At 59.7% G+C, this 26,707-nt stretch carries 25 protein-coding genes; 18 read left to right on the plus strand and 7 right to left on the minus strand.

Annotated features, from left to right (window positions below; genetic code table 11):
- The first annotated feature begins 5 nt into the window (after positions 1 to 5).
- From PSH69_RS16930 to PSH69_RS16945, 4 genes are read left to right on the plus strand one after another with little or no spacing between them, the layout of a single operon-like run.
- Positions 6 to 1,310, plus strand: a complete 1,305-nt coding sequence (locus tag PSH69_RS16930; protein ID WP_305409164.1) for an MFS transporter — start codon at positions 6 to 8, stop codon at positions 1,308 to 1,310.
- A gap of 12 nt (positions 1,311 to 1,322) precedes the next feature.
- Entirely contained in the window at positions 1,323 to 2,126 is an 804-nt protein-coding gene (hpaH, locus tag PSH69_RS16935; RefSeq protein WP_305409165.1) for a 2-oxo-hept-4-ene-1,7-dioate hydratase, read from the plus strand.
- Positions 2,127 to 2,144: 18 nt separating this feature from the next.
- Positions 2,145 to 2,945: a 4-hydroxy-2-oxoheptanedioate aldolase gene (hpaI, locus tag PSH69_RS16940; protein ID WP_018927917.1), complete on the plus strand. Its 801-nt coding sequence runs from the start codon at positions 2,145 to 2,147 to the stop codon at positions 2,943 to 2,945.
- 16 nt (positions 2,946 to 2,961) lie between these two features.
- Positions 2,962 to 4,416, plus strand: a complete 1,455-nt coding sequence (locus tag PSH69_RS16945) for an NAD-dependent succinate-semialdehyde dehydrogenase (RefSeq protein WP_305409166.1) — start codon at positions 2,962 to 2,964, stop codon at positions 4,414 to 4,416.
- A 155-nt stretch (positions 4,417 to 4,571) separates the two neighbouring features.
- Here PSH69_RS16945 and hpaR read toward each other — a convergent pair whose 3' ends face one another.
- Positions 4,572 to 4,994, minus strand: a complete 423-nt coding sequence (gene hpaR, locus PSH69_RS16950) for a homoprotocatechuate degradation operon regulator HpaR (protein WP_305412843.1) — start codon at positions 4,992 to 4,994, stop codon at positions 4,572 to 4,574.
- 232 nt (positions 4,995 to 5,226) lie between these two features.
- Here hpaR and PSH69_RS16955 point away from each other — a divergent pair, with 232 nt between their 5' ends.
- From PSH69_RS16955 to PSH69_RS16980, 6 genes are all read left to right on the plus strand, one after another.
- Positions 5,227 to 6,525, plus strand: coding sequence for an FAD-binding oxidoreductase (locus PSH69_RS16955; protein WP_305409167.1), 1,299 nt, complete (start codon positions 5,227 to 5,229; stop codon positions 6,523 to 6,525).
- A 53-nt stretch (positions 6,526 to 6,578) separates the two neighbouring features.
- Positions 6,579 to 6,944, plus strand: a complete 366-nt coding sequence (locus PSH69_RS16960; protein WP_018927913.1) for a cupin domain-containing protein — start codon at positions 6,579 to 6,581, stop codon at positions 6,942 to 6,944.
- 52 nt (positions 6,945 to 6,996) lie between these two features.
- Positions 6,997 to 7,662: a LuxR C-terminal-related transcriptional regulator gene (locus tag PSH69_RS16965; RefSeq protein WP_305409168.1), complete on the plus strand. Its 666-nt coding sequence runs from the start codon at positions 6,997 to 6,999 to the stop codon at positions 7,660 to 7,662.
- A 93-nt stretch (positions 7,663 to 7,755) separates the two neighbouring features.
- A complete protein-coding gene (locus PSH69_RS16970; protein ID WP_305409169.1) occupies positions 7,756 to 8,577 on the plus strand; it encodes a molybdenum cofactor biosynthesis F family protein in 822 nt (273 codons plus the stop codon).
- A complete protein-coding gene (locus tag PSH69_RS16975) occupies positions 8,570 to 9,370 on the plus strand; it encodes an SDR family NAD(P)-dependent oxidoreductase (RefSeq protein ID WP_305409170.1) in 801 nt (266 codons plus the stop codon). The genes PSH69_RS16970 and PSH69_RS16975 overlap by 8 nt, the downstream gene beginning before the upstream one ends.
- Complete coding sequence (locus tag PSH69_RS16980) at positions 9,363 to 10,145, plus strand: SDR family oxidoreductase (protein WP_305409171.1); 783 nt, start codon at positions 9,363 to 9,365, stop codon at positions 10,143 to 10,145. Before PSH69_RS16975 ends, PSH69_RS16980 begins: the two co-directional genes overlap by 8 nt.
- A gap of 60 nt (positions 10,146 to 10,205) precedes the next feature.
- Here the strand turns inward: PSH69_RS16980 and feaR are convergent, their stop codons facing one another.
- The 3 genes from feaR to PSH69_RS16995 form a co-directional block, all read right to left on the minus strand.
- On the minus strand, positions 10,206 to 11,168 hold the full coding sequence (gene feaR / locus PSH69_RS16985; RefSeq protein WP_018927908.1) for a transcriptional regulator FeaR: 963 nt from the start codon (positions 11,166 to 11,168) through the stop codon (positions 10,206 to 10,208).
- A 118-nt stretch (positions 11,169 to 11,286) separates the two neighbouring features.
- Positions 11,287 to 11,871 carry a DUF3156 family protein gene (locus tag PSH69_RS16990; protein ID WP_305409172.1) on the minus strand — a complete coding sequence of 195 codons (585 nt, stop codon included), beginning with the start codon at positions 11,869 to 11,871 and terminating at the stop codon, positions 11,287 to 11,289.
- On the minus strand, positions 11,852 to 13,351 hold the full coding sequence (locus PSH69_RS16995) for an APC family permease (RefSeq protein WP_192351260.1): 1,500 nt from the start codon (positions 13,349 to 13,351) through the stop codon (positions 11,852 to 11,854). The genes PSH69_RS16990 and PSH69_RS16995 overlap by 20 nt, the downstream gene beginning before the upstream one ends.
- Positions 13,352 to 13,656: 305 nt before the next feature.
- Here PSH69_RS16995 and PSH69_RS17000 point away from each other — a divergent pair, with 305 nt between their 5' ends.
- Positions 13,657 to 14,985 carry a hypothetical protein gene (locus tag PSH69_RS17000; RefSeq protein ID WP_305409173.1) on the plus strand — a complete coding sequence of 443 codons (1,329 nt, stop codon included), beginning with the start codon at positions 13,657 to 13,659 and terminating at the stop codon, positions 14,983 to 14,985.
- Positions 14,986 to 15,024: 39 nt separating this feature from the next.
- Here the strand turns inward: PSH69_RS17000 and PSH69_RS17005 are convergent, their stop codons facing one another.
- Positions 15,025 to 15,930 (minus strand): methyl-accepting chemotaxis protein, encoded by a 906-nt coding sequence (locus tag PSH69_RS17005; protein ID WP_018927904.1) that lies wholly within the window; start codon positions 15,928 to 15,930, stop codon positions 15,025 to 15,027.
- Positions 15,931 to 16,196: 266 nt separating this feature from the next.
- Here PSH69_RS17005 and PSH69_RS17010 point away from each other — a divergent pair, with 266 nt between their 5' ends.
- From PSH69_RS17010 to PSH69_RS17025, 4 genes are all read left to right on the plus strand, one after another.
- On the plus strand, positions 16,197 to 17,174 hold the full coding sequence (locus PSH69_RS17010; protein WP_064617365.1) for a helix-turn-helix transcriptional regulator: 978 nt from the start codon (positions 16,197 to 16,199) through the stop codon (positions 17,172 to 17,174).
- 128 nt (positions 17,175 to 17,302) lie between these two features.
- Positions 17,303 to 18,184 (plus strand): transporter, encoded by an 882-nt coding sequence (locus PSH69_RS17015; protein ID WP_172901189.1) that lies wholly within the window; start codon positions 17,303 to 17,305, stop codon positions 18,182 to 18,184.
- 22 nt (positions 18,185 to 18,206) lie between these two features.
- Positions 18,207 to 19,370 (plus strand): MFS transporter, encoded by a 1,164-nt coding sequence (locus PSH69_RS17020; protein WP_111454928.1) that lies wholly within the window; start codon positions 18,207 to 18,209, stop codon positions 19,368 to 19,370.
- A gap of 35 nt (positions 19,371 to 19,405) precedes the next feature.
- Positions 19,406 to 20,512, plus strand: coding sequence for a class II histone deacetylase (locus PSH69_RS17025; protein ID WP_305409174.1), 1,107 nt, complete (start codon positions 19,406 to 19,408; stop codon positions 20,510 to 20,512).
- Between the two features lie 108 nt (positions 20,513 to 20,620).
- On the opposite strand, the gene PSH69_RS17030 is transcribed toward PSH69_RS17025, so the two are convergent.
- Together PSH69_RS17030 and PSH69_RS17035 are read right to left on the minus strand one after the other, a co-directional pair.
- A complete protein-coding gene (locus tag PSH69_RS17030; RefSeq protein WP_305409175.1) occupies positions 20,621 to 21,577 on the minus strand; it encodes a p-hydroxyphenylacetate 3-hydroxylase reductase component in 957 nt (318 codons plus the stop codon).
- Positions 21,578 to 21,645: 68 nt separating this feature from the next.
- Positions 21,646 to 22,815: a p-hydroxyphenylacetate 3-hydroxylase oxygenase component gene (locus tag PSH69_RS17035; protein WP_305409176.1), complete on the minus strand. Its 1,170-nt coding sequence runs from the start codon at positions 22,813 to 22,815 to the stop codon at positions 21,646 to 21,648.
- Between the two features lie 274 nt (positions 22,816 to 23,089).
- Between PSH69_RS17035 and PSH69_RS17040 the strand changes: the two genes are divergently transcribed.
- From PSH69_RS17040 to PSH69_RS17050, 3 genes are all read left to right on the plus strand, one after another.
- On the plus strand, positions 23,090 to 24,577 hold the full coding sequence (locus PSH69_RS17040) for an aldehyde dehydrogenase family protein (RefSeq protein ID WP_111454927.1): 1,488 nt from the start codon (positions 23,090 to 23,092) through the stop codon (positions 24,575 to 24,577).
- Positions 24,578 to 24,705: 128 nt separating this feature from the next.
- Positions 24,706 to 25,752, plus strand: coding sequence for an aromatic ring-hydroxylating dioxygenase subunit alpha (locus PSH69_RS17045; protein ID WP_305409177.1), 1,047 nt, complete (start codon positions 24,706 to 24,708; stop codon positions 25,750 to 25,752).
- Complete coding sequence (locus PSH69_RS17050; RefSeq protein WP_305409178.1) at positions 25,749 to 26,699, plus strand: PDR/VanB family oxidoreductase; 951 nt, start codon at positions 25,749 to 25,751, stop codon at positions 26,697 to 26,699. Before PSH69_RS17045 ends, PSH69_RS17050 begins: the two co-directional genes overlap by 4 nt.
- The last annotated feature ends 8 nt before the right edge of the window (positions 26,700 to 26,707 follow it).

The raw sequence follows: 26,707 nt of genomic DNA on the forward strand, positions 1-26,707 counted from the left end.
ACATCATGAGCACAGCCAATACCGCCGACAGCACCACTGTTGCCGAGCACGATCGAACCCATGGCACCGTGACCTGGCGCCTGATGCCCTTGCTGCTGATCTGCTACCTGTTCGCCCATCTGGACCGGATCAACATCGGTTTCGCCAAGATGCAGATGAGTACCGACTTGCAGTTCAGCGATACCGTTTACGGTTTCGGTGCCGGTCTGTTTTTCGTTGCCTACGCGCTGTTTGGCGTTCCGAGCAACATGGCGCTGGACCGGGTCGGGCCACGGCGCTGGATTGCCAGTCTGATGGTGGTCTGGGGCGTGCTTTCAACCAGCATGTTGTGGATCGAAAGCGCCAGCGGCTTTTATGTCCTGCGCTTTCTGCTAGGCGTAGCCGAAGCCGGTTTTTTTCCCGGGATCCTGGTGTTTCTCAATCGCTGGTACCCGGCCCGGCGCCGGGCTCAAGTCACCGCGCTGTTTGCCATTGCCGTGCCGATGGCCGGAGTCATCGGCGGACCGCTGTCCGGGGCGATTCTGGAAAACCTCCATGACTTCGGTGGACTGCGCAGCTGGCAGTGGATGTTCCTGATCGAAGGGGCGCCGGTGGTCTTGCTGGGCCTGGTGGTGCTCAAGTGTTTGCCGGATAACTTCGAAGTCGTGAAGTGGCTGAACCCGGCGCAGAAACAGCAACTGAGCGCGCAACTGAGCAGCGAAGAACAGCGTAAATCCATCACCTCCTTCGGTGGGATTGTGCGCGACCCGCAGGTCTGGCTGCTGGTGGCGATTTATTTTGCGGTGATGCTGGCGGTCAACACCCTGGCCTTCTGGATGCCAACACTGATCCACGGCGCGGGAATTGGCAGCGACGGCAAGGTAGGCCTGCTCAGTGCAGTGCCCTATCTGGCCGGGTGTTTCTTCATGATCGGCTGCGGACGCTCGTCGGACCGTAACCGCGAACGCCGCTGGCACCTGTGTGTGCCGCTACTGATGGCCGCCGCCGGTATCGCAGTGGCGGGCCTGGCGCCGGGCAACCCGCTGTTGGTGATGGGCGGCTTGACCGTCGCAGGCATGGGTGCCAGCGCCGCGTTGCCGATGTTCTGGCAACTGCCTCCGGCCTTTCTCTCCAACTGCACACAAGCCGCCGGCATTGCCCTGATCAGCTCGTTCGGCAGCATCGCCTCGTTCCTCGCGCCTTACCTGATCGGCTGGATGCGCGACACCACTCAGAGCGCCAGCCTGGCCCTGTATGTCCTGGCGCTGTTAATCGCTCTCGGCGGCTTCCTGGTGCTGCGCACCAATGCGGCCATCGTCAATCCACAATAAGAGATCTTCGTCATGCTCGATCAACAGCAAATCCTTCACGCCGCCGCACAACTGGATCAGGCCGAACGCTCCAGGGAGCAGGTCCGGCAATTTTCCCTCGATCACCCGGCTATCACCATCGAAGACGCGTATGCCATCCAGCGCGCCTGGGTCGCCCAGAAAATCAAGGACGGGCGCAAACTGGTCGGGCACAAGATCGGTCTGACCTCGCGGGCCATGCAAGTGTCCTCGAACATCACCGAGCCGGATTTTGGTGCATTGCTCGATGACATGTTCTTCGACGAGGGCACGGACATTCCGTTCGAGCGCTTCATCGTGCCGCGGGTGGAAGTGGAGCTGGCATTCATCCTTGGCAAGCCGCTCAAAGGTCCGAACTGCACGATCTTCGACGTGCTCGACGCCACCGAATGGGTGATCCCGGCGCTGGAAATCATCGATGCGCGAATTCAGCAAATCGACCCGCAGACCAAGGCGACACGCAAGGTGTTCGACACCATTTCCGACAACGCCGCCAACGCTGGCGTGGTCATGGGCGGTCGTGCCGTGCGGCCGACCGAGATCGACCTGCGCAAGGTGCCTGCGGTGCTCTACCGCAACGGCGTGATCGAGGAGTCCGGGGTGTCGGCCGCCGTGCTCAATCATCCGGCCAAAGGCGTGGCATGGCTGGCGAACAAACTGGCCGCCTACGACGTCACCCTGGAGGCGGGCCAAATCATTCTCGGCGGCTCCTTCACCCGCCCGGTGGCGGCCAACCCCGGTGATACCTTCCATGTCGATTACGACATGCTGGGTTCCATCTCCTGCCGCTTTGTTTGATCCCTGGAGGACTGTTCCATGGACATGCCCATCAACCGTTTCAAACAACGCCTGAAAAGCGGCGAAGCTCAGATAGGCCTCTGGCTCGGTCTGGCCGACGCCTACTGTGCCGAGCTGGCAGCCAATGCCGGTTTCGATTGGCTGCTGATCGACGGCGAACATGCACCCAATGATCTTCGCGGGTTGCTCGGCCAGCTTCAGGCAGTGGCGCCCTACCCCAGTCATCCGGTGATACGCCCGGTGATCGGCGATATCGCACTGATTAAGCAGGTGTTGGATATCGGCGCCCAGACCCTGCTGGTGCCGATGGTTGAAAGTGCCGAACAGGCACGGGAACTGGTACGTGCGATTCACTATCCGCCCCAGGGCATACGCGGTGTCGGCAGTGCGCTGGCCCGTGCGTCACGCTGGAACAGCATTCCCGGTTACCTCGACAAAGCGGATGAACAAATGTGCCTGCTGGTACAGATCGAAAACCGCGAAGGCCTGGTCAACCTGGATGCCATTGCGGCGGTCGAGGGCGTGGACGGGGTGTTTATCGGCCCGGCGGATTTGAGCGCGTCCATGGGCCATCGCGGCAATCCGGGGCATCCCGAGGTGCAGGCGGCCATCGAGGACGCCATCGTGCGGATTCAGAAGGCCGGCAAGGCCGCAGGCATTCTCAGCGCCGACGAGACACTCGCCCGGCGCTATATCGAGTTGGGCGCGGCATTCGTTGCCGTGGGTGTCGACACCACCGTGCTGATGCGTGGCCTGCAAACCCTCGCCGGCAAATTCAAAGATGCTCCGGTGCCCACCAGCTCCGGCGGCGTGTACTGATTTTTCGAGAAGCCCGATGAAACTTAACGATTTGAAACTGCTGCGCGAGCAGGCTTACATCAATGGCCAATGGGTCGACGCCGATGACGGTTCACGCTTCGCGGTGACCAACCCGGCGGATGGCGAAGTCATCGCCCAAATCAGCTCCCTCGGCCAAGCCGAAACCGCCCGCGCCATCGCCGCGGCCCAAGCTGCCCTGCCCGCCTGGCGCGGCAAAACCGCCAAGGAACGCAGCAAGGTATTGCGCACATGGTTCGAGCTGATCATGGCCCATCAGGAAGACCTGGCCCGCCTGCTCAGTTGGGAACAAGGCAAACCGCTGGCCGAGAGTCGTGGCGAAATTGCCTATGGCGCGAGCTTTATCGAGTGGTTCGCCGAAGAGGCCAAGCGGGTCTACGGCGATGTGATTCCTCATGACAAGCAAGGTCGGCGGCTGGTGGTGATCAAGCAAGCCATCGGGGTGGTGGCGGCCATCACACCGTGGAACTTTCCCAATGCGATGATCACCCGCAAGGTCGGTCCGGCGTTGGCCGCCGGTTGCACCGTGGTGCTTAAACCGGCTTCAGAAACCCCATTGTCGGCTTTGGCCCTGGCTGAACTCGGCGAACGCGCCGGCATTCCGGCGGGTGTGCTGAACGTCGTCACCGGCACCCGCTCCCGGGAAATCGGTGCAGAGCTGACGGGTAACCCGGCAGTGCAAAAACTCTCGTTCACCGGCTCCACCGGCATCGGCAAATTGCTGATGGCCCAGTGTGCGCAAACTATCAAGAAAGTCAGCCTGGAACTGGGCGGTAACGCGCCGTTTATCATCTTCGAAGACGCCGACCTGGATGCCGCCGTGGAAGGTGCGATCGGCTCGAAATTCCGCAACAGCGGCCAGACCTGTGTCTGTACCAACCGCTTGCTGGTACAAAACAGTGTCTATGACGAGTTCGCCCGCCGCCTGGTGCTGGCGGTCAACACCCTCAAGGTCGCCCGGGCAGAAACCGAAGGCGCGCAACAAGGGCCGCTGATCAACGCCAAGGCGGTGGCCAAGGTCGAGGAACACATCAACGACGCACTGGCCCAGGGCGCGACGCTGCTGGCCGGCGGCAAACCCCACGCACTGGGCGGCAACTTCTTCGAACCCACGGTGCTCGGCGACGTCACCCCGGCCATGCTGGTGGCCCGGGATGAGACCTTCGGCCCGCTGGCACCGCTGTTCCGTTTCGACACCGAAGCCGAGGCCGTCGCCATGGCGAACGATACCGAGTTCGGTCTGGCGTCCTATGTCTACACCCGCGACCTGGGTCGGGCCTGGCGCGTCAGCGAGGCGCTGGAATACGGCATGGTTGGAGTCAACGAAGGGCTGATCTCCACCGAAGTGGCGCCGTTTGGAGGGATCAAGCAGTCAGGATTGGGCCGTGAAGGTTCCAAGTACGGGATCGATGATTACATCGAGCAGAAGTACATGTGCCTGAGTATCAAATAGTCCGGCTGACCTCCGATTTGGGGAGCTGCAAGGAGCAAGGTCCTGCGCGGACCTTGTGGGAGCCAGGCTTGCTCGCGATGAACGATAGCGAGGTGGGCTGGATACACCGCGGCATCTGCTTCGCGAACAAGCCCGGCTCCTGCAGGTTCAGGCTTTCAACGCTTGATGGTCTTCAATTCATCGAGCAACCCAAGCAACGTCTGCAACTTCTCCTCTCCCAACTGCGCCTGTAACCGTTGGTAGTTCTCTTCCATGCACTGGCTCATAGACTCAAAGCATGCTTCGCCCTTTTCGGCCAGGGTCACCAGCACCCGCCTCTGATCCTGCTCGGCCTTTCGCCGATGGACCATGCCGGCCGCCTCCATGCGCACCAGCACACCGGTCATGCTCGGTTTGAGGATGCACGCCAGTTCCGCCAGTTGGTAGATTTCCAGCTCGCCGTGCTGACTGAGAATGCGGATAACCCGCCACTGCTGTTCAGTCAACCCGTGCTGGTTGAGCGAGGGACGAAAAAAACTCATGGCTGCTTCACGTGCTTGCAGCAGGGTCAAGGTCAGGGATTGCCGGGGTTTGAGCATCGGAGTCAGGATCACGGTTGATTTAGTTAATAATTTAACGAAACTCTATCATCCTGTCCTCCCGGACGCGCCATAACTTCTTATCGCAAAGGCCTTCTGGCGCGCTGAATCAAAAATCCCGGCATAGAGAATCAAGACATACACCGAGCCAAGGCTCTTAATAGGAGTCATCCGGTACAGAGCTAATCAAAGGCCCTGCGTTGAGTTTTTCTTCACTTTTTCAGGCTACGCCATGATCAATATCGAAACGCCCACCTATTACACGGCCACCAAAAAATACAACCTCAGTTTCCCGACCCTGGAACAGGATGTGGAAGCCGACGTTGTGGTCATTGGCGGTGGTTTCTCCGGCATCAATACCGCGCTTGAGCTCGCCGAAAAAGGCATCACCAATATCGTCGTGCTGGAGGCGCGTTACCTGGGTTTTGGCGGCACCGGACGCAATGGCGGGCAGATCATGGCCGGCATCGGTCACGATCTGGAGAAGATCAAGAAGGACGTAGGTGAAGACGGTCTGCGTCAGGTCTTCGAGATCAGCGACCTGGGCGCGGACATCATCAAGGACCGCATCGCCAAGTACGACATCGATGCCGACTTCTGCCACGGCTACGGCTACATGGGCTTCAACGCTCGCCAGGAAAAGACCCTGCGTGCCTGGGAAAAAGACTTCAAATCGATCAACACCAAGCATGAGATTCGCTTTCTCGGTGGTTCGGACGTCAAGCAAATCATCGGTTCTAACGCCTACAGCAGTGCATTGCTGCACATGGGCGGCGGTCATGTTCATTCGCTGAACTTGCTGCTTGGTGAAGCCAAGGCGCTGGCCGGTCACGGCGTGCGGATTTTCGAGAACAGTCCAGCGCTGGAAGTCAGCTATGGCGAGCGCATCACCGTGCGCACCGGCCGTGGTTCGGTCAAGGCCAGCAAATTACTTTGGGCCTGCGACAGCTTCCTCAACAAGCTGGAACCGGAACTACACCGATCGACCATCAACACCTACGCCTTCCAGATGATGACCGAGCCACTGTCGGACGAGTTGATCAACCGCATCAGCCCGATTCGCGGCGCCTACAGCGACATTCGTCCGGTGATCGACTACTACCGCGTCACCAACGAAAACCGTCTGTTGTTCGGTGCGGCCACACCGCTGGTCGAGCACATTCCCCTGGACCTGAAAGCCTGGAACCGCAACCTGATGCTGAAGATTTTCCCGTACCTCAAGGACGTGAAAATCGATCTGGCCTGGGGCGGTCCGATGGCCTGCAGCCCGAATCTGTTCCCGCAGATCGGCACCCTGCCCGGTCGCAGCAACGCCTTCTTCGTTCAGGGCTATTCAGGCTTCGGCGTCACCCCCAGCCACATCATCTGCAAGGTGCTGGCCGAAGGCATGAGTGAAGGCTCGGCGCGCTATGACCTGGTCAGCTCGATCCACCGCCCTACCATCCTTGGCAAAGATGCGTTTCGCCCACTGTTGCTGACCGCCGGCAAGTCCTGGCACCAGCTGTCAGGTTATTGGAGCGGGCGTCGGTAACTGCCAAGGCGCTCTTCCCTTTTCTGTTTTTTTACTCATCAGGAGCAACTGCCATGACCCTTACCACCCTCAAGAAAGACATCCAGCTGTCCGAACTGGACGCCTGGGGCTCCGTTGCCGACCTCGGCTCGGAAATCCTCGAAGGCGAAGTCAAAGCCTTCGGCAAAATGACTTTCGGCGCACCGACCGACCCGGTCAGCAGTGCCTATTTCGGCACCACCCAGGGCAAGTTCCGCATGGTCTATCCGTTCGCCGAACAAGCTACGGTGGTTACCGGCGAAGTGGTCCTGACCAACGAATCCACCGGCCAGAGTGCTCGCTACAAGGCCGGCGACAGCTGGTTCGTGACCAAAGGCACTCCCGTGCTGTGGGAAGTGGTCAGCGAAAGTTTCGTCAAACACTACTTCGCTGTCGCTTGACCGATTCGGGTTGCCGGCGAACAGCCGGTAGCCCCTTGGCGAGGTACCGAACATGAATGTCCTCCCCACCCAGGAAATCGCCGGCCATTGCCTGCAAGCTTTCACTCAACTCGTACCTGCCAGTCAGGCGGCGTTCTACTGTGTCGACCGGCAACTGCAAGCCCGTGACTTCCGGCTGCATTGCATGAGCGATGAGATGCATCGCGACTATCTGGACAACTACCGTCGGTTCGACCCTTTGCAACCGCGAAATTGCCTGTCCAGCGGGCGAGCCGTGGTGCCTCTGGGTTTTGCCATGGCCCGACAGCCGACACGGGACAGTCGGCGCTATCGGGACTTTCTGCAGCGCTATGGCATTGTCGATGTGGTGGAAATCCTCGCCCATCGCGCCGGCCAGCCTCAGGCCGCGATCTCGATGTTACGCACCGCCGAACAAGGCGCCTTCACCACCGACCAACTGGCCCAGCTCAATGCCTTGCAGTCCCTGCTGCAACTCGCCGTCGCGAACATACAGCCCTGCGAAGATCCGCTGACCGGCCTGACGCCCAAGGAGCGGCAGATCGCGTTGTTGCTGCGCCAGGGCGCCAGCAACAAGCAACTGGCCCTGGAACTGAAAGTCGGTCTGCCGACCATCAAGACCCACCTGATCAACCTGTTTCGCAAGACCGGCGTCAGCAGCCGCACCGAGCTTGTGGGAACCCTGTTTCTCCAGCTCTGATTTTTTAGCCCGGCTCAACCATCCGGTTGATAGGCGAGCTTGTTAGCGAACCGCATGCTCCAGATTGTTATTTCACTCAACTGGAGCATTGCAATGACAACATCATCCGACTGGATCACCGTTGGCGCCCTGGCCGACGGCTTCGCCCCTGAAGCCTTCATCCTGCCGAATCTGGCCGACCTGAACGGCAAGGCCTTCACGCTGAACTTCGCCAATGGCTGGCAGATCGAACATCGTTTCGACACCGAAGCCCTATCCTGGACCGCTGCCGATGGGCACTCCACGGGCACTGCAAACTATCGAGCCACCTCAGTGCGTCCAGGTCTGTATCTGGTGGACTTCATCAAGCACGAAGGTGGTCAAGCCTGGTCGATCAGCCTGGTGCTCGACACCGTTAGCGCTGCATTCACCGCTGTGATCGGCCGCATGCCGACCCAGGAGCAAACCTGTGAAGGCCTCTACAGCCGTGCGCTGGCGGGCAAGCACCTGACCTCGGTCGAAGTCGAGTTTTTGCATGGCAGCCTTGATCGTCCGTGGCAGGAAGGCCAATGCCCTCACGCACCGACCAGCGAACTGACCGGCCTGCGCAACCTGTATCGCTACAGCCCAAGTGAAGTCTACGAACACATCTACCTCAACGATCAGTTCTATTCCTGGCAGTGCCTCAAGGGCGTCGAGCAAGGCCTGTGCGACACCGACCGTTGTCACTACTACAAGATCGCCGATCAGCTGTACCTGTTCGTCTGGCGCGAAAAGATCATCCCGACTCTCGGTCTGGTGCTGATCGATCTGCAACAGCACCGCAGCGACGGCAAGATCTTCGGTTATGCCGGGTCGTCCTTCGATGAACTGTCGAACTTTCCGGTCAGCTCTTACTGCCAGGTTCTCAACCGGACGGAGTATCCCAATGCCTGAGCCACGTACCGTTGCAATCACCGGTGCCGGGACGGGCATCGGTGCTGCCTGTGCCCGGCTGTACGCAGCCGAAGGCGTCAATCTGGTGTTGATCGGCCGCCGCCGCGAGCCCCTGGAGCAAATTGCCCGGGAAACCGGCGGGCTGGTTTTGGTCGGCGATGCCGCCTGCCCGGACACCTGGGAAGGATTCGTGGCGCAGATTCGTCAGCGCTACGGGCGCCTTGATGTACTGCTGGCCTGTGCCGGTGGCCTTGGCCTGGGCAGCGCCACCGACACCAGCCCGCAGACTTGGGAAGCAGCGTTGCGCAGCAACCTGGACAGCGCCTTCTACAGTGCCCGGGCCTGCCTGCCTCTGCTGCTGGAGAGTACCGGCAACATCGTGCTGATCGGTTCCATTGCCTCGCTGGCGGCGGGGCCCGAAGTCTGCGGCTACACAACGGCCAAGCACGCGCTGCTCGGCCTCAACCGCTCGCTGGCCAGGGATTACGGCCCGCGCGGTGTACGAGTGAACGCCGTCTGCCCGGGCTGGGTGCGCACGCCCATGGCCGATCAGGAGATGCAGCCGCTGATGGACTTTTATGGCGAAACGCTGCAGCAAGCCTATGACCGGGTCTGCGCCGACGTGCCGTTGCGACGACCGGCCAGCGCCGAGGAAATTGCCAGGGTTTGCCGCTTCCTGGCCTCTCGCGAGGCGTCGATTATCACGGGCGCAACCGTGGTGGCCGACGGCGGCTCGAGCATCGTCGATGTGCCGACCCTGGCCTACACCCACATGGAGCAAACTCATGTCTGAAGGCTGCGCTTTCAAAGATCTTGATTTCAGCGGAAAAACCGTCCTGGTGACCGGCGGAGCACAAGGCATTGGGCGGGCGATCGTCGAAGCTTTCGCCGTGCGAGGTGCTCATGTGGTAATCGCCGACCTTCAATTGCCGCTGGCCCAGTCGCTGGCTGTCGAATTGTCTGCGCAAGCGTGTCAGGTTGAAGCCGTGTGCGTCGACCTGGCCGAATCCAGGGCGGTGTTCGAACTGATTCACGCGCTTGAACAGCGTTTGGGGCAACTGGACGTTCTCGTGCACAACGCCGGGTATTTTCCGCTGACACCGTTCGCCGAGATTACCCCTTCCATTCTCGACCGAACTCTGGCGGTCAACCTCTCGGCGCTGTTCTGGCTGACCCAGGCGGCCTTGCCGATGTTCCGCCGTCAGGGTCAGGGCTGCGTGCTGGTGACTTCATCGGTCACCGGCCCACGAGTAGCCTACCCGGGGCTGAGCCATTACGCGGCGTCAAAAGCCGGGGTCAACGGTTTCATCCGCAACGCGGCACTGGAACTGGCCGGACACAACGTGCGGGTCAATGGCGTCGAGCCGGGCATGATCGCGACGCCAGCCATGGGCAATCTGGGGGACGACCAACTGAACGAAAATATCGCCAGTCGAGTGCCCCTGGGACGGCTTGGCAAGGCGGCGGATATTGCCGGAGCCATGCTGTTTCTAGCATCGGATCTGGCAACTTACATCACCGGACAGACGCTGGTGGTCGATGGCGGCTCGACCTTGCCAGAGGTTTGATATAGCGTTTTTTCATGCTGAAAGGGGGCTTTGAAAGGCCCCCCTTTTTCATCCAGAGAGTCAAGCCGCCCCCACCGCCTGTTGCAAATGACTGGAACGAAAATCCTTGGGTGACAACTCGAACTGCTTCTTGAACGAGCGGCTGAAATGCGCCGAGTCGGTGAAGCCCCACTTGTAAGCGATGGAGGTGATCGATTCGCTACGCAAGAACGGATTGGTCAGGTCATCGGCGCTGCGCTTGAGCCGCGCCCGTTGAATGTAGCGACAGACGCTATCGTCCTGCTCTTCAAACAACCGATACAAATGCCGCACTGAAATGTTCAATCGATTGGCCAGCCCGACGGGACTCAAGCCCGGCTGGGTCAGGGACTCGTCGATGACTTTCTGCACATAGCTGCGCAGGTTGTTGCCCTGCAACGAAGTAACGTCATCCCCCGACACCTGATCCTGATCGAATGCCGAGCCCAGCAACGATACAAAAGCCGATTGCAACGCCTCACCCTCACCGACTGCGCCCTCGCCCACCCACGCGTCCTTGCACAGCTGATCCACCAGCACATGCAGCATCCGCCCACAGGCCTTGCTCGAGGAAATCTTGCCGAACGTCCGGGACTGGCTGCCAAGCTGTTTGCACACTTCGTTGCGGGACAAGGAGACCGAGACATGCTCGATCAGCCCGAATGGGCTGATTTCAATGGAACCTGCCGAGTCCATCAGCAACAGGTCCCCGGGAGCCAACTGGATGCTCTGTCCGTACTGGGTGATCTGGCAGTAACCGCTGCGCTGGCTGACCAGGAAGCAATCCTGTTCGTTGTCGTGATCGGCGTTGGGCTTGTCGCGCTTGATAAGCCCTGCGTTGGTACGCAAGTTCGCCAAGGACAGACCGCCCCGGGAACACTCGGAAACCTCACCAATGAACAGCGAACGGTTGTAGGCCAATTCTGTGTCGAAATGACCACAGGCTGCTCGCAGATCCCGGGTCCAGGTTTCCAACCCGTCTTGCACAGACTGATGGATGCTCATGGGGCTCTCCACAATGGCTTTTTGTTTTTGTTGCGCAATAGTTAACATGTTATCTATATACGCGCAACAAGTACGTGTCTGCCAAAGTGGGTAGCACTAATGATGCCAAAATCGCGAATCAGAACGTGCGCAACAGGCGCTGCAATCCAGTCAACGTGTCAAGCAGCCAAGTGCGTTGATCACGGCTCAAAGCGATGTAGCGACGAAAGGCCGGCATCCGGTTGACCACCTCGCTGCCCCCCATATGCTCCAGCCGTACGCACCACTGATGCCCTTGCAGATCGATGCGCAAGCGTTTGAAGTCCAACGGCATCAAGGCCTGGTGCAGCGCACTGTCCTCCTGCAACCTGGCCTGCAACCTGGCTAATAGCGCGGCGTCTCCAGCACGCTGCCGACAGCGGATCCCGGTCCGTCGAACAGCCCCGCTATGGTGCAGTTCAAAGCTCGCAACGCCCTCAGTCGAGGCAGGCACCCGGATCACGAACTCGGTCATGACCAGGTGCATCAACAGCTGCGACTCGGTGCGCTCGACGATCTCCAATTGCAGGCTGCCATCGTCCAGCGAAGCCCGGGCCGCTGTCGGCTCTGTCTGCTCGAAACTGGCCAGACCGAGGTTGCGCCGCAGGTGCTCGAGCGTCACCCCAGGCCGATAACCAGCTGGGGCGCGTCTGGCGCTGAACAGCTCAGACAGTTTTTGCAGCATGGTCGATATACCCGTTGTCAGGGTGCCCCGGTTCATTGGAGAACTCCTTGGCCAGCACTTCTTCCACCGAAGCAGGCTTGAATGGATTGACCTTCTGCACGACTAACGTCCAGAACAGCGCGTATACCGCGGTACCACCAAGCATCACCGCGAACGGGACATAGATATCTGCGGGGTTCATGCCGGGCGGCGTGATAAACCACATGCCCAGCAGGATGCCGACGCTGGAAAGGATCTGTGGCAACGGGAAGAAGGGCGAGCGATAGGCCCGTGGCAGATCGGGACGACGGATGCGCAGCATTACCACCGACAGCGTCACCAGCAGATAGGCAAAACTCCAGGCACAAACGGCGGCCAACACCAGATGCATGATGTTGTCAGTGTTACCGCCCAGATACAGCGCATGCAGGCAAGGAATCAGCATCGCCACCAGAATGCACAGCAGCGGCGTCTTGAAGCGTGGGTGCAAGTAGGTGAAGACCTTGGGCAACGCGCCGTCGACTGCCATGCCGTAAAGAATCCTCGGCACACCCGCCATCAGTGTATTGATGGTCGCCGCCCCGGCAAACAGAAAGCCGATCCCCAGCCACATCGGACCGATATTGCCCATCACCTGCTCGGCGAACTTTGGAATGGCCATCGGTGTATCGAGCAGATGCACGCCACCGGCGGCATCAAGCAACACGTTCTCCACTTGACGCTTCATTGCCGCGCCATAGATGAACATGCACGACGCAACGCTCAACAACCCCAGAATCATCGCCTTGGGCATGACCTTGGCCGATTGGCGCAAGTCCGGCGCCAGAGGGGTGACGAACTCACAACCGACGAACATGAACATGGCCATGCCCACCAGCGACAGGATGGTGATCAGGTCAGTACCCACAAGGGATACACCGAACCAGCCATCCAGTTGCACCGCTGGCGCCGCGATCAACCCCATCACGCCAAACACCATCAACGTGGTCCACATGCCGAAGGTCAGAATGATCTCTGCCCTGCCGAAGGCGCTGACGCCGAAGGCATTGAGAATCCCGAACACCACGACGAACCCAACCCCAAGCAACCAGGAACCACCGGCAGATTCTGCCAAGGTATTGAGGTGCTCGAAGTTCACCAGGGCCATGACCCCGGAAAGAATGGTCTCGGCAGTGCCTGCGAACACATGCACGATCAGGTAGGCCGACAACGTGCCAGTGATAGCAAAGAAGCGGCCCATGCCGCAATTGATGTAGTCGTAGACCGAACCGGTAGTCGGCAGGATCGATGCCGCTTCAGCGAAGGTGGTCGCCTGGGCCAACATCATCACCACGGCAATCAGCATGGCCACCGCGAAGGCGCTGCCGCCGATGCCAAAGCCCATGGTCGCGGTGAGAATCACCGGGCTGGCCATGATCAGACCAATGGTACTGGCGAGCGCAGTGGGAAAACCGACCGTGCCCCGGTTCAAATGCTCGGTGAGTCTGTCATTGATCGACATAGTGCAGATCCTCAAAAGCGGATTTTTATAGTGGATGTAACGAGCCGTTCAAGGAGCTGGCGATAAAGCCCTCCCCAGCCAGTCCCTGAGCGAAACGGCGCCGTGTGCAGAGTGACTGTGCTCCTCTGCCACCCAGATCGTCTTGCCCATGTCTGCCGCCCGTCTTGTTGCTCCCTGCCATGCTTCACCGCGTGGCTGACAGGATCAAATGCCTGGCACGCAGGTGAAAGACTTCCCCCATCTCCAGTCGCCCTAATGCGCACTCGACCTATTGAACTGTCCAACAAAAGCTGGGGAAAACAACAATGGAGCAAACACTGAAAGCACGAGCGCTGCCCAAGGCCGTTGGTCTGGGGATCGCGCTCTTGATCGCCGACTCGTCGGCCCAGGCGTACGAGCTGTATGCCGATAACGACACCAAGGTCACGGGCAACTTCCTCGCGGTCTATGGGATGTTCAACAGTCGCAAGAACTATGACGGCACCACTGGCGGGTCTAGCTGGCGCGAAGGATTTATCAAGTATGGCTTGAGTGTCGAGCAAACGCTCGGCGGCCTGGGCAGCGCCTACGGCACGGCCAATCTGGTCAGTTCCGGCACCTGGGGCGATGGCGATGCCGCGGGCATCACCGACGGTACCGAACGAACCACAAAGTTTGATGAAGCCTTCGCCGGCTGGCGTTCCGGCGACCTGTTCCCGGTACTTGGCAAGGATGGCGTGGATGTGTCGTTTGGGCGCCAGGTCATTACTCTCGGTGACGGTTTCATCATCAACGACGACGGCCTGAACCTGGGTAAAGGTGTGGCGGATGGTGAGTTCAACCGAGGTGGTGCCTATTATCTCGCGGCGCGCCATGCATTCGACGAAACGGCCGTCCTGCGCTTGGGCGGCAAGGAAGGCGTGCACGGCAGCCTGATGTGGATCAAGTCGGACAACCGCGCCCAGGCCAAGACCGAGATGGCCGCCAGCACCCTGGAATACACCGCCACGCCAGGTACCCTCGGGCTGACGTATATTCACGGCATTGACGTCGATGATCGTTATGCCAGCGACTTCCAGAAGCAACGTGAAGGCATGAACATCTATAGCCTGCGGGGCGCTGGCAATGCCGGAATAGAGAACGCTCACTTTTCCTTCGAATATGCCTGGCAGGACAAGGACGCCGGCCCGGAAAAAGCCTGGTACACCGAAGCCGGCTACACCTTTGCCGACCTGCCATGGTCGCCGGACCTGACGTACCGTTACAGCCGCTATTCCAAAGATTGGGATTCGATGTTCAACGGTGTCAACCGTGGCTACGGCACCTGGTTCCAGGGCGAAGTGGCCGGTAATTATTCGGGCCCGTTCAACAGCAACACCGCGATCCAGCATGTGGCGCTCAAAGTCAAACCACTGGAGCCAGTGACCGTTGGCGTGCTGTTTTTCGACTACAAGACCCTGCACAAGAACAATGCGCTGGACCTCGATGGTCGTGAACTGGACCTGTATGCCGAATGGGCGGTGAACGAGCACCTGATCGTCACCCCGTTGGTGGGCCTGTATAAGCCGGAAAAGGATGAAAGCAACGGCGGTAATCAGGTTGGTGGCAACGGCACCAATGTCTACAGCCAACTGACCGTGGCCGTGCCTTTCTAATCCATTTCAGGAGCTGCCTGGCGCAGCTCCTGACGCGGTTTATTGTTTGTGCTGATGCAACATCGTCTGAATCTGATGAGTCGCCTGGCGGGTATTTTCCGCCAGTTTGCGCACTTCATCGGCCACCACTGAAAACCCGCGCCCGACCTCCCCCGCCCTGGCCGCTTCGATGGCGGCGTTCAAGGCCAGCAAGTTGGTCTGGTCGGCGATGCCTTTAATGACTCCTACCACCGTCGCGATCTGGCCGTAGGTCGCCTGATTCTGCTCGAGCATTCGTTGATGGGTGGCCTCGGCTGAACGCTCATCGCTAATGTCGCGCACCGCGCCGATCACTCGGGTCAAGCGGCCCTGCTCGTCACGGGCTGCGCGACCACGCTCGCGACACCAGATGTAACCTCGGGTCTTGTGGCGCATCCGGTATTCAAAGACGTATTCACCACTGCCGTGGGTTGCGAGGATTTCCCGATCGAAGATCGCCATGATCTTCGGCAGATCGTCAGCATGGGTGATGTTGACTTGAGCATCCCAACCGTCGGGCAGCTCGTGCGGGGCATACCCCATGAGGAGGCGGAACTGACTGGAAAACCGCATGCAACTGGCTGGATCCTGCACATCACCGTTGACCACGGTGATGTCCCAGCAACCCTCGGTCAGCGTCGACTGCAACAGCTCCCAGATCTGCTCCTCCTGCCGGTGCTGGTGGGACAACTGCACGTGCAGGCTTAACTCGGCCTCCAGCGCCTGCTCGCGGAGCCGGGTCTGTTCCAGCTGTTGGCGAAGCGTTTCAAGCGCCTGCTCGCTGCGCTCCAATTGGCAGGCCTGGCCCTTGGACAGCTCCTCGGCGACCCGCAGACGTTGCACGATTTGGTTTTTTTCTTGTGTAAACCGTTCCAGTTGCAAGGCCTCGGTGAGCGCCTGCTGCTGTTTATGTTTCTTGAAGAACATCAGCCTGTCCTTTGTTCATCGAGTCGAGACACTGGATCTGATAGCAAACGGGAGATGATTGCTTGTACCTGGCTGCTGAGGCGTTTGCTCCTGTCTGCCACACACAAAAGGCCTTCCTGTAGCAGCCATCGTGCATCTGTAGGATAGCGATACTCTCTCAACCCGCCGATACTCGTCCTCAGGCCCTGCCCACGTCCAAACGACGTTTCGGTCCTTAATGACTTCGTGACGAAAACAATAAAAATGTCGCACAGAGGTACATACGAATGAGCCGTCATGATCATGGTCACGCCAGCCTCCTGGAGGCGTTCAGTGCAATGACACTGGAGCTTCAGCGCCTGGCACAGGACAAAGACATCGAGCATTTCCACCACGCCGCGCTGGGCTGCATCAATCAGTTGTTACCCTTCGACAGTGCCTGGTGGGGGCGTGCGGCGCTGATTGAGGGGTTGCCTGAAGAACACAACTCCTATCTCTACAAATTGCCCCGCAGCTACCTGTCGGACTGGCAATCGATTCGCCATATCGACGTGACCGTCGGCAGGGTCCACGACATCCCCGGGCAAGCGGTCATCGTCGACATGCGCGACCCTTCCAACGGTTCCGGACTCAACTGGCTCGGCGAATCCTATGGTATTGGCGAATTGCTGTGCATTGTGTACGTCGACCCACAAACCCACCTCAGCGATCACCTCACGGTGTATCGCGCTCCCGAAGCACCGCGCTTTTCCGATCAGGATTGTCGGTTGCTGAACAACCTCATGCTTCATCTGGTTGCCGCGGTATCGGCCAACCAGATCCGCACCCTTGTGGCCATGCGCGAAACCCTCACCCGCCCGCGCAATCTGGCGCTCGCCGTATGCGACCAGCGCGGCACACTGCACTGCGCGGAACGTGGTTTCGTCGACTTGCTGCTGACCGAGTGGACGGACTGGACCGGCCCTTGCCTGCCGGTGGCAATGGACGCTAATGGGTATGAAGGCAAGCATCTGCAGATCGAGGCCTCGACGGTCGGTGATCTGTTCCTGCTGGCAGCCCGCAGCCGAACTGTGCTGATGCAATTGAGTCCACGAGAAAACGATGTGGCTCAAGGCTTCGGCGAAGGCAAGACCTACAAGGAAGTCGCCCGCGATCTGGGCATGTCACCCAATACCGTGCGCCACCACATCCGCGCCATCTACAGCAAACTCGGGGTCAAGGACAAAGCCCGAATTGCCCATCTGCTGCACGCCCCGCCTGACTGATCTACCCCGCTGACTCGCGCTGACTTTTTAGCTGCCTTTTTGACAGCCACGGGACACTTTTGCCCTTTTTTCCCTATGCCACGTAGGGGCGATCCGTTCGCCGCACAACAACTCAAAGAAGAGACGCAATGCCCATGACCAGTACCTTCACCCGCAACACTGCACTGGCTCTTATCAGTGGTCTGTCGAGCCTGCATGCTGGCGCCGCCGACCTCAACGCCCGGGATTTTTTCGGCGCCCCTTCGGGCACCACCCTGGGCGTGCTGTATTTGCCGGCAAGCCGCGCCAATGATTTCCACGGCCCCGCCGACAGCACGGGCAAGGCCGACCTGAAGGTCAACGCCGTAGCTTATCGCCAGGTCTTTTTCACCGACATCTGCGGCACCCTCTGCACCCCACAATTCATCGTGCCCTTCGCCGACATCAGCGCCCGCCTGCCAGGTGCCAGTCAGCACACCGGAGAAAGCGGTTTCGGTGATCCTCAGGTCGGCGGCACCCTGTTCTTCATCAACGACCCCACCTCGCGCACCTACAGCGGGTTGCTGACCCTGATTACCCTGCCGGTGGGCGAGTACCACAGCACAAATCCCGATGTGTCACCCGGTGCCAATCGCTGGGGGGCAACCTTCGTTTACAACTACACCCAGGGCATCGGTGAAAAATGGGTGCTGGAAGCCAACCTCGAAGCCCAGCTCTATGGCAAGAACGACGACTACTTCAGCAATGACCTCAAACAGGACCCTCTGTATCGCTTGCAAGCTTTTGCCTCTTATGACTTCACGTCGAGCACCTATGGCGCGTTGCGACTGATCCACGCCGATGGCGGCGAGTTGCGGATCAATGAACAACGCATCGATGACACCCACAAGCGCTACACCCAGGTGGGTTTCGAAGTCGGTCACTGGCTCGATAAACAGAATCAGTTGATGTTCAGCCTCTCGCAGAACGTCGCCACCGACAACGGCTATCACGGTACCGACGCATTGCTGCGTCTGGTCCATGTGTTCTGAATTCATTCATCGGAGCTTGAACATGAACACCCAGACCAAACCGCTGACCAATCAACGCTCGCTCGCATCATCCCAACTGGCATTGCTGGCAGCCATTGTGTTGTTCGCCGCCATCACCCCGACCATCCTCATGACCGCACCGGCTGTGGCAGCGCAACTGGCAACTCAATGGCAGCTGAGCCCGTCACAGATAGGCAATCTGTTCTCCACCGAACTCGGTGCCATGAGCCTGGCCACCCTGCCCGCTCTCTGGTGGCTCAAACGTATCGACTGGCGCCGCGCCGCATTGCTGGCCGGGATACTGTTCATTGCAGCCAACCTGCTCTCGATGCTTGCCCACGATTATTCGCTACTCCTGGCATTGCGCTTTTGCAGCGCCCTGGCCGGCGGTTCACTGATGATCATCTGTCTGTCCAGTGCCGCCTCGACGTCCAACCCCGATCGCGTCTATGGCTTATGGGTGATGGGGCAACTGGTGGTCGGGGCGATTGGCTTGAGCATCCTGCCACGCCTGTTCGAACACTACGGGCTGTCAGCCTGCTACTTGATCCTTGCAGGGCTGATGACGGTCTTTTTGCCAATGGCCCGTTACTTTCCCCAAGGCAGCCCGCCGACTGAGAAAACCGCCGAGCGAGTAGCCCTCGCCTCGAAGTGGAAGGCGGCACTGGGCATTCTTGCCATCCTGAGTTTTTACATCAGCCTGAGCGGCGTCTGGACCTTTATCGGTTCCATCAGCACCCACGCCGGCCTCTCTGCCGAGTCCAGCGGCGAGATTCTTGCCGTTGCTACGGTGACAGGCATTGTCGGTGCGGGTTGTGCCTCGCTGATCGGCAATCGTCTGCCACGCCTGCTGTTGTTGCTGCTGGGTTACGGGCTGATGGCAGGCTCGGTGCTGCTGTTGCTGGGCCAACCTGAAATGCTGCGCTTTGCTTTGGCTGCGCTGCTTTTCAAGTTCACCTGGACCTTCATTCTGCCGTTGATTCTGGCCTGCCTGGCCGACCTCGACCGTTCCGGAAAACTGATGAATGCCTCCAACCTTGTGATCGGTGGTGGCCTCGCCATCGGCCCGACAGTGGCTGGCCGGCTGATCGAAGCCAGCGGCGGTTTCCAATCGCTGCTTATCGGAGCGGCCTGCATCACTTTGCTGTCCCTGGTGTTGATTCTGAGCTGCCGCCCTAGCGCGTGAGTGGTCCTTTTACCCTAAAGAAAATGGAAAGAACGATGAGCCGAAAAAGTGCGTTTTTCTTCGACGAACTCAGCCTCTGGCACAGCGCCGGACTGCACGCCTTGACCTTGCCGGTGGGAGGTTGGGTGCAACCGCCTGCCGCTGCCGGCCACGCCGAATCGCCGGAAACCAAGCGCCGTCTGAAGAGCCTGCTGGACGTTTCCGGCCTGACCCGACACTTACAGGTACGAAGCGCCAATGCGGCAGCGGATGAGGATCTGCTACGGGTTCATACGCCTGACTACCTGCAACGCTTCAAGGCCATGAGTGATGCCGGCGGCGGCGAATTGGGGCCGAACGCTCCCATTGGGCCCGGCAGTTATGAAATAGCCAGGCTGTCCGCCGGACTGGCCATGGCAGCGGTCGATGCCGTACTGTCCGGCGAGGTCGACAATGCCTACTCTCTGTCACGCCCACCGGGTCACCACTGCCTGGCCGACAGCGCCATGGGTTTCTGCTTCCTGGCCAATATCGCCATCGCCATTGAAGCCGCAAAAGCACACCGTGGCCTGGGCAAAGTCGCGGTGATCGACTGGGATGTGCACCACGGCAACGGTACTCAATCAATCTTTGAGGAACGCGGTGATGTGCTGACCATTTCGCTGCATCAAGACAGCTGTTTCCCCGCCGGTTACAGCGGTGAAGCCGATCGCGGCCGCGGCGCGGGATTGGGAGCGAATATCAATATTCCGTTGCCCCCAGGCTGCGGTCATGAGGCTTATCTCTATGCGATGGAGCGTATCGTGATTCCGGCGCTGGAGCGCTTCGAGCCCGAGTTGATCATCATTGCCTGCGGTTACGACGCCAACGCCGTCGATCCCCTCGCCCGGATGCTGTTACACAGCGACTCGTACCGGCAGATGACTCGCTGCGTGCGCGAAGCCGCCGAACGTTTGTGTCAAGGCCGTCTCGTTCTGGTGCATGAAGGCGGGTACTCCGAAGCGTATGTGCCGTTTTGCGGGTTAGCGACCATTGAGGAATTGGCTGGCATCAGGACTGAAGTCACCGACCCCATGTTGGAGTTTGTGCAGCTGCAGCAACCGAAGGAAGCGTTTGCGGCATTTCAACGGCACTTGATCGATGAGTTGGCCGTAGCACGCTGAGCCTTGGCGCTGACAATGTTGCAGCGCAGTTCAACGGCCCGAGCATGACGCAAAAAAAATCCGATGCCATTACCGGCATCGGATTTTTTAACCCCCAAGATCAAACGGTCAGCAGTTGCTGATCAGTCGTTTCAACACGGTTTTGAACGTTTCTATCTGCGTCTCGCTGAATTCGGCAAAGACTTTCTCTTGTTGCGCCTGAGCGATCGCCCAAAGGTCTTCGGTCTGCTCGATACCGGCAGCCGTCAGACGTACACCGTTGTCATCGTCGTTCACCAACCCCTTGCGTTTGAGGTTGGCGACGGCCTCATCGATTTCCCGAACAGGCATCGCCACCTCACGCAACAGATCGTCGGGGCTCAGCCTTGCGTCACTTTCCAGCACCATCAGCATGCGCGCCTCGCTGGTGCGCAGGCCGGTGGACAGTTGCCGTGGCTGGTAGCTGGACTGGTAGGCCCGCACCGCCTGGGTCATCAGGTAATACAGATTGTGGCTGAGGCGCCCCTGAAAATGGCTGCTCGGCGGCTGGCTTTCATCGCGTTTAGTCATGCGGGTATGGGGCAAGACCATGGAATAGGCGCCCTGGTGATAGAGCAAGGGCGAGCGACCGAAATCATCGAACGCCACCACCTTGCCGATCATGATCCAGTGATCGCCGCCATCCACCTGCTGGTACTTCTCGCAGTGAAAACGCGCCGAGCAATCGGCGAACACTGGTGCCCCGCCCTCGCCCGGTTCGAACTCGATCTCGGCGAAACGATCTTCCTTGGGCCGGGCGAAATTATTGGAAAGGTCAATCTGGTCCGCCGCCAACACGTTGACCGCGAAATGGCTGGCCTGCTCGAACACCTCGTGGCTGTTGGAGCGCTTGTCGATGCTCCACAGCACCAGCGGCGGATCGAGGGATACCGAGTTGAAGCTGTTGGCGGTCACCCCGACTTTGCGCCCGGATGCGCTGGCGGCAGTCACCACCGTCACCCCGGTGGCGAAATTGCCCAGCGCCCGGCGAAAGGCCCGTGGGTCGAAGGTCGTTTCAGTAGCTGCACAAACGCTGTTATGAGACATGCAAGACTCCCGGACTGCTTTCAGGAGCAGTCCTGATTGTTGTTATGGGGACGCGGTGACGATCTGGTTCAGATCATGCTCGGGTCGGGCTCCAGACCCATCAGCTCGCGGCCGAGGATCTGCGCGCAGACGTCGTAGTCGGTGTAGGCATGGGCCCCGGTCATGTGCGAGTCGCGGAACAGACGTTGCATCTCGTTATGCTCGAACCAGGCGTTGCCACCTGCAGCCTCGAACAGACGGTCCACTGCCTGGATGCACATCTTGGTGGCGTAAGCCTGGTTGGTGCGCCAGAACGCCAGGGTTTCGCGGCTTGGGTATTCATGTCGTTCGCTGTGCTCGGCATGTTCCTGCCAGGTCTTTTCGAGAAAGGCCCGGGCCGCTGCTACCTGATGGGTCGACTCGGCCAGGCGCATCAATGCCGGGGTCGCGGCACCGACCGCCGCACCGGTGTAGGCACGCACGCGGGTTTTGGTTTTTTCACGGAACACCTCGAGCATCCGCTCGGCGACACCCAGGCTCACGGTGGAGAAACCGCTGGCAAAGTAAGGACGGTACGGCGAGTAGAAGATCTTGCTGTCCGGGTACAGACCGAAACCGGCGGACTTGCCCTCCATCATGTCCTTGGCTTTCTGGATGCGGTGCTCCGGTACCAGCACATTGTCGATGATCAAGGTCTTGGTGCCGCTGCCTTTCATGCCCGCGGCGAACCAATCGTCACGGATCTGATAGTCGCTGCGCGGCAGCACCGCGAAACAGTAATCCTGGGTCCCCTCGGCATTCTTGCGACGGAAACCGACAATCGCCCACTCGGCGTGATCGCAGCCACTGCTCCAGCCCATTTCACCGCTGAACAGCACGCCACCTTCGGTCTCTTCGGTACGGCCGAAAGGCGCGATGCTGCTGCTGGCGGTGGCATCCGGGTCAGTGCCCCAGACTTCCTGCTGCAATTTGGCTGAGAACATGGCCAGTTGATGACTGTGAGTACACAGCAGACTCATGGCCCAAGCCGTGCTGGCACAAGAGCCTGCAAGCAAGGCAATGCAGTCGGCAAATTGCGGCAGCGATATTTCCATGCCGCCGAACTTCTTCGGCTGAAAGGCACGGTGCATGCCGATGCCTTTGAGCAGCGCAATGTTCTCGTCGGGGACCTTGCGGTTCCGCTCGGCCTCAAAGGCATTGGCAGCGATGGTTGGCAGAATGGACTTGAGGTCTTCGAGGAGCGGGTTTGGCTTTTTCATGGACGGCCCTGCTTATTATTGGATGTCCGCCCGGTGCCCCGAATCGAGGCACGGCGCTGGATACAGGGCCAGTATGGAACCCGCCATCGCGATAGAAAATGCACCTTCCAGAGCCAAGATTGTACTTTTCAAAGGCAATGGCCCAATCATACTGCCCACACTTGAAGCCGTTCTGGCACCCACGGGCATGTAGCACGGCAGGCACAGTCAAGCCACGCATGCCCCCACGGATTAACCTCGGGTTTTTCTCTTGTTCGCGATCAGGAAAACCCCCATGAGCGATATTGCGCTGCTGCCTCAAGTTGAAGCCTTCCTCCGTCGAAGCCATGCATTGTTTATCGACGGCGGCTACGTCCAGAGCCGTTCCAGCCAGACACTGGAAGTGATCAATCCTGCCACTGGCAAGGTCATTGCCCAGGTCGCCAATGCCGATCCAGCCGATATCGACGCGGCGGTGGAATCGGCCAAACGTGGCTTCAAACAATGGTCCCAGGCCACACCGGCGACGCGGGGCAATGTGCTGCTGAAACTGGCGGACTTGCTGGAGCGCCACCGCGAAGAACTGGCACAGATCGAAACCTGCCAATCGGGCAAGATCATCCAGATTTCCAGGGCTTTCGAAGTCGATCAGGCCGCTCACTTTCTGCGTTACTACGCTGGCTGGGCGACCAAGATCAGCGGCCAGACCATCACCCCGTCATTGCCCTCCTTCGCCGGCGAACGCTATACCGCCTACACCTTGCGCCAACCCGTCGGGGTGGTGGTCGGCATCGTGCCGTGGAACTTCTCCACCATGATCGCCATCTGGAAACTCGCCTCGGCGCTGGTGACCGGTTGCAGCATCATCATCAAACCCAGTGAGTTCACCCCGCTGACCATCCTGCGGATCGCCGAACTGGCCATTGAAGCCGGTCTCCCGGCCGGCGCGCTGAACGTACTGACAGGGGGCGGGCTGGTTGGCAAAGGGCTGATCGAGCACCCCGGCACCGACAAGGTTTCGTTCACCGGTTCCGTACCGACCGGCATTGCCGTCGGTCAGAGCGCCATGGGTGCCGGCCTGACCCGCGCCACCCTGGAACTGGGCGGCAAAAACTCGGCGGGGTTCCTGCGCGACGTGGATCTGGATAAAGCGGTCAATGGCATCATCGAAGCCGGCTTCCTGCATTCCGGGCAAATCTGCGCCGCTGCCGAACGGTTCTTCGCCCATCGCTCACAGATCGAGCCGATCATGGACAAACTGGCCCAACGTTTGAGCACGCTGAACATCGGCTCGCCCCTGGACGAGCGCACCGAGTTCGGCCCGGTGACCAACCGCCAGCATCAACTCAAGCTCGGCGCGTTTTTCGACAAGGCCCGTGACGAAAACAACACCATCATCTGCGGTGGCAACCTGATCGACCGCCCCGGCTGTTATGTCGAACCGACGGTGATCCTCGCCAACACCGTCAACGACACCCTGCTCAACGAAGAAACCTTCGGCCCGGTCGCCACTTTCTTCCCCTACGACACCGAAGACGAGCTGCTCGAACTGATGAACAACACACCGTATGGCCTGAGCGCGAGCCTGTGGACCAACGATTTGTCCAAAGCCATGCGCATGATCCCGAGCATCGAAGCCGGCACTGTCTGGGTGAACATGCACACCCTGCTCGACCCGGCAGTACCGTTCGGCGGCATCAAGTCTTCGGGCATCGGCCGTGAATTCGGCGGCGCGTTCATCGACGACTACACGGAGCTGAAATCCGTGATGATCCGCTATTGATTCGGAGGGTTCCAAAGTCACCAGTGGATCCACTAAATCGTTAATAAACAGAATCAGTTTGACAAAACCTCAATAAATCACCATTAATGGATCCACTAAATAACAACAAACAACCTTGGAGAATCTCCATGTACCCCAAGAACACCTGGTACGTCGCCTGCACGCCCGATGAAATCGCTGGCAAGCCATTGGGCCGTCAGATCTGCGGTGAAAAGATGGTTTTTTACCGCGGCCACGAGGGTAAGGTGGCGGCTGTCGAGGACTTCTGCCCCCATCGCGGCGCGCCGCTGTCCTTGGGTTATGTGGAAAACGGCAATCTGGTGTGCGGCTATCACGGCCTGGTGATGGGGTGCGACGGCAAGACTGTGGAAATGCCCGGGCAGCGGGTTCGCGGCTTCCCGTGCAACAAGACCTTTGCCGTGGTCGAGCGCTACGGCTTTATCTGGGTCTGGCCCGGCGATCAGGCGTTGGCCGACCCGGCGCTGATCCATCACCTGGAATGGGCCGTCAGTGACGAGTGGGCCTATGGCGGCGGCCTGTTCCACATCCAGTGCGACTACCGCCTGATGATCGACAACCTGATGGACCTGACTCATGAAACCTACGTTCATGCGTCCAGCATCGGCCAAAAGGAAATCGACGAAGCGCCGCCGGTGACCACGGTCGAAGGCGATGAGGTGGTTACCGCCCGCCACATGGACAACATCATGGCCCCGCCCTTCTGGCGCATGGCCCTGCGCGGCAACAACCTGGCCGACGATGTGCCGGTGGACCGCTGGCAGATCTGCCGCTTCACCCCGCCCAGCCATGTGCTGATCGAAGTCGGCGTGGCCCATGCCGGCCATGGTGGTTATCAGGCTCCCCAGCAGCTCAAGGCATCGAGCATCGTCGTCGACTTCATCACGCCGGAAACCGAGACCTCGATCTGGTACTTCTGGGGCATGGCGCGCAACTTCAATCCGCAGGATGAAGCCTTGACCGCGAGCATTCGCGAGGGACAGGGCAAGATTTTCAGCGAGGACCTGGAGATGCTCGAACGCCAGCAACAGAACCTGCTCAGCCATCCCGCGCGCAGCTTGCTCAAGCTCAATATCGACGCTGGCGGCGTGCAGTCACGTCGCGTTCTGGAGCGCTTGATCGCCAGGGAGCAAGCCCCGCAGGAGTCAATGGCATGATCGAAGTGCTGGTGGTATCGCGCAACAACGAAGCCCAGGACATCTGCAGCTACGAGCTGGCCAGTGTCGATGACCGACCGCTGCCGGCCTTCAGCGCCGGTGCGCATATCGATGTGCACCTGCCCGGCGGCTTGATCCGGCAATACTCCCTGTGCAACCACCCCGAAGAACGCCATCGCTACCTGATCGGCGTTCTCAAGGACCCGACCTCCCGCGGTGGTTCACTGGCCATGCACGAGCAGATCCACCCCGGCACGCGCCTGCCGATCAGTGAACCGCGCAACCTGTTCCCGTTGGTCCATGAGGCCAGGCGCAGCCTGCTGTTCGCTGGCGGTATCGGGATCACGCCGATCCTGTGCATGGCCGAACGCCTGGCACACAGTGGCGCGGATTTCGAGCTGCATTACTGTGCCCGATCACGGGACCGTGCAGCCTTTGTCGAACGCCTGCAACGCTCACCTTTTGCCGACCGGGTGTTCCTGCATTTCGATCAGGAACCCGACACCGTGCTGGACGCGGCCAAGGTTCTGGCCACGCCGCAGAGCGACGTTCATTTATATGTGTGTGGCCCCGGTGGCTTCATGCAGCACGTGTTGGACACGGCCAGGAAGCAGGGCTGGCAGGAGCAATGCCTGCACCGCGAGTACTTCGCCGCCGCGCCCGTCGACACTGGCGCCGATGGCAGTTTCTCGATCAAGCTCGCCAGCAGCGGTCAGGTCTTTGAGGTGCCGGCCGACAAGAGCGTGGTGCAAGTACTGCAAGACCACGGCATCGAAATCGCCATTTCCTGTGAACAAGGCATTTGTGGCACTTGCCTGACTCGGGTTCTGGAGGGGGTGCCGGAGCATCGCGACCTGTTCCTCACCGAGGATGAACAGGCCTGCAACGACCAGTTCACCCCTTGCTGCTCACGCTCGAAAACGCCGCTGCTGGTGCTGGATATCTGATAAACCAC

This window comes from Pseudomonas sp. FP1740, from assembly GCF_030687165.1.
Lineage (GTDB): Bacteria > Pseudomonadota > Gammaproteobacteria > Pseudomonadales > Pseudomonadaceae > Aquipseudomonas.

What these genes read in the sequence shown, in the direction of transcription:
- PSH69_RS16930 (WP_305409164.1), top strand. Translation starts at nt 6, where the DNA reads ATGAGCACAGCCAATACCGCCGACAGCACCACTGTTGCCGAGCACGAT.
- hpaH (WP_305409165.1), top strand. Translation starts at nt 1,323, where the DNA reads ATGCTCGATCAACAGCAAATCCTTCACGCCGCCGCACAACTGGATCAG.
- hpaI (WP_018927917.1), top strand. Translation starts at nt 2,145, where the DNA reads ATGGACATGCCCATCAACCGTTTCAAACAACGCCTGAAAAGCGGCGAA.
- PSH69_RS16945 (WP_305409166.1), top strand. Translation starts at nt 2,962, where the DNA reads ATGAAACTTAACGATTTGAAACTGCTGCGCGAGCAGGCTTACATCAAT.
- hpaR (WP_305412843.1), bottom strand. Translation starts at nt 4,994, where the DNA reads ATGCTCAAACCCCGGCAATCCCTGACCTTGACCCTGCTGCAAGCACGT.
- PSH69_RS16955 (WP_305409167.1), top strand. Translation starts at nt 5,227, where the DNA reads ATGATCAATATCGAAACGCCCACCTATTACACGGCCACCAAAAAATAC.
- PSH69_RS16960 (WP_018927913.1), top strand. Translation starts at nt 6,579, where the DNA reads ATGACCCTTACCACCCTCAAGAAAGACATCCAGCTGTCCGAACTGGAC.
- PSH69_RS16965 (WP_305409168.1), top strand. Translation starts at nt 6,997, where the DNA reads ATGAATGTCCTCCCCACCCAGGAAATCGCCGGCCATTGCCTGCAAGCT.
- PSH69_RS16970 (WP_305409169.1), top strand. Translation starts at nt 7,756, where the DNA reads ATGACAACATCATCCGACTGGATCACCGTTGGCGCCCTGGCCGACGGC.
- PSH69_RS16975 (WP_305409170.1), top strand. Translation starts at nt 8,570, where the DNA reads ATGCCTGAGCCACGTACCGTTGCAATCACCGGTGCCGGGACGGGCATC.
- PSH69_RS16980 (WP_305409171.1), top strand. Translation starts at nt 9,363, where the DNA reads ATGTCTGAAGGCTGCGCTTTCAAAGATCTTGATTTCAGCGGAAAAACC.
- feaR (WP_018927908.1), bottom strand. Translation starts at nt 11,168, where the DNA reads ATGAGCATCCATCAGTCTGTGCAAGACGGGTTGGAAACCTGGACCCGG.
- PSH69_RS16990 (WP_305409172.1), bottom strand. Translation starts at nt 11,871, where the DNA reads ATGCTGCAAAAACTGTCTGAGCTGTTCAGCGCCAGACGCGCCCCAGCT.
- PSH69_RS16995 (WP_192351260.1), bottom strand. Translation starts at nt 13,351, where the DNA reads ATGTCGATCAATGACAGACTCACCGAGCATTTGAACCGGGGCACGGTC.
- PSH69_RS17000 (WP_305409173.1), top strand. Translation starts at nt 13,657, where the DNA reads ATGGAGCAAACACTGAAAGCACGAGCGCTGCCCAAGGCCGTTGGTCTG.
- PSH69_RS17005 (WP_018927904.1), bottom strand. Translation starts at nt 15,930, where the DNA reads ATGTTCTTCAAGAAACATAAACAGCAGCAGGCGCTCACCGAGGCCTTG.
- PSH69_RS17010 (WP_064617365.1), top strand. Translation starts at nt 16,197, where the DNA reads ATGAGCCGTCATGATCATGGTCACGCCAGCCTCCTGGAGGCGTTCAGT.
- PSH69_RS17015 (WP_172901189.1), top strand. Translation starts at nt 17,303, where the DNA reads ATGCCCATGACCAGTACCTTCACCCGCAACACTGCACTGGCTCTTATC.
- PSH69_RS17020 (WP_111454928.1), top strand. Translation starts at nt 18,207, where the DNA reads ATGAACACCCAGACCAAACCGCTGACCAATCAACGCTCGCTCGCATCA.
- PSH69_RS17025 (WP_305409174.1), top strand. Translation starts at nt 19,406, where the DNA reads ATGAGCCGAAAAAGTGCGTTTTTCTTCGACGAACTCAGCCTCTGGCAC.
- PSH69_RS17030 (WP_305409175.1), bottom strand. Translation starts at nt 21,577, where the DNA reads ATGTCTCATAACAGCGTTTGTGCAGCTACTGAAACGACCTTCGACCCA.
- PSH69_RS17035 (WP_305409176.1), bottom strand. Translation starts at nt 22,815, where the DNA reads ATGAAAAAGCCAAACCCGCTCCTCGAAGACCTCAAGTCCATTCTGCCA.
- PSH69_RS17040 (WP_111454927.1), top strand. Translation starts at nt 23,090, where the DNA reads ATGAGCGATATTGCGCTGCTGCCTCAAGTTGAAGCCTTCCTCCGTCGA.
- PSH69_RS17045 (WP_305409177.1), top strand. Translation starts at nt 24,706, where the DNA reads ATGTACCCCAAGAACACCTGGTACGTCGCCTGCACGCCCGATGAAATC.
- PSH69_RS17050 (WP_305409178.1), top strand. Translation starts at nt 25,749, where the DNA reads ATGATCGAAGTGCTGGTGGTATCGCGCAACAACGAAGCCCAGGACATC.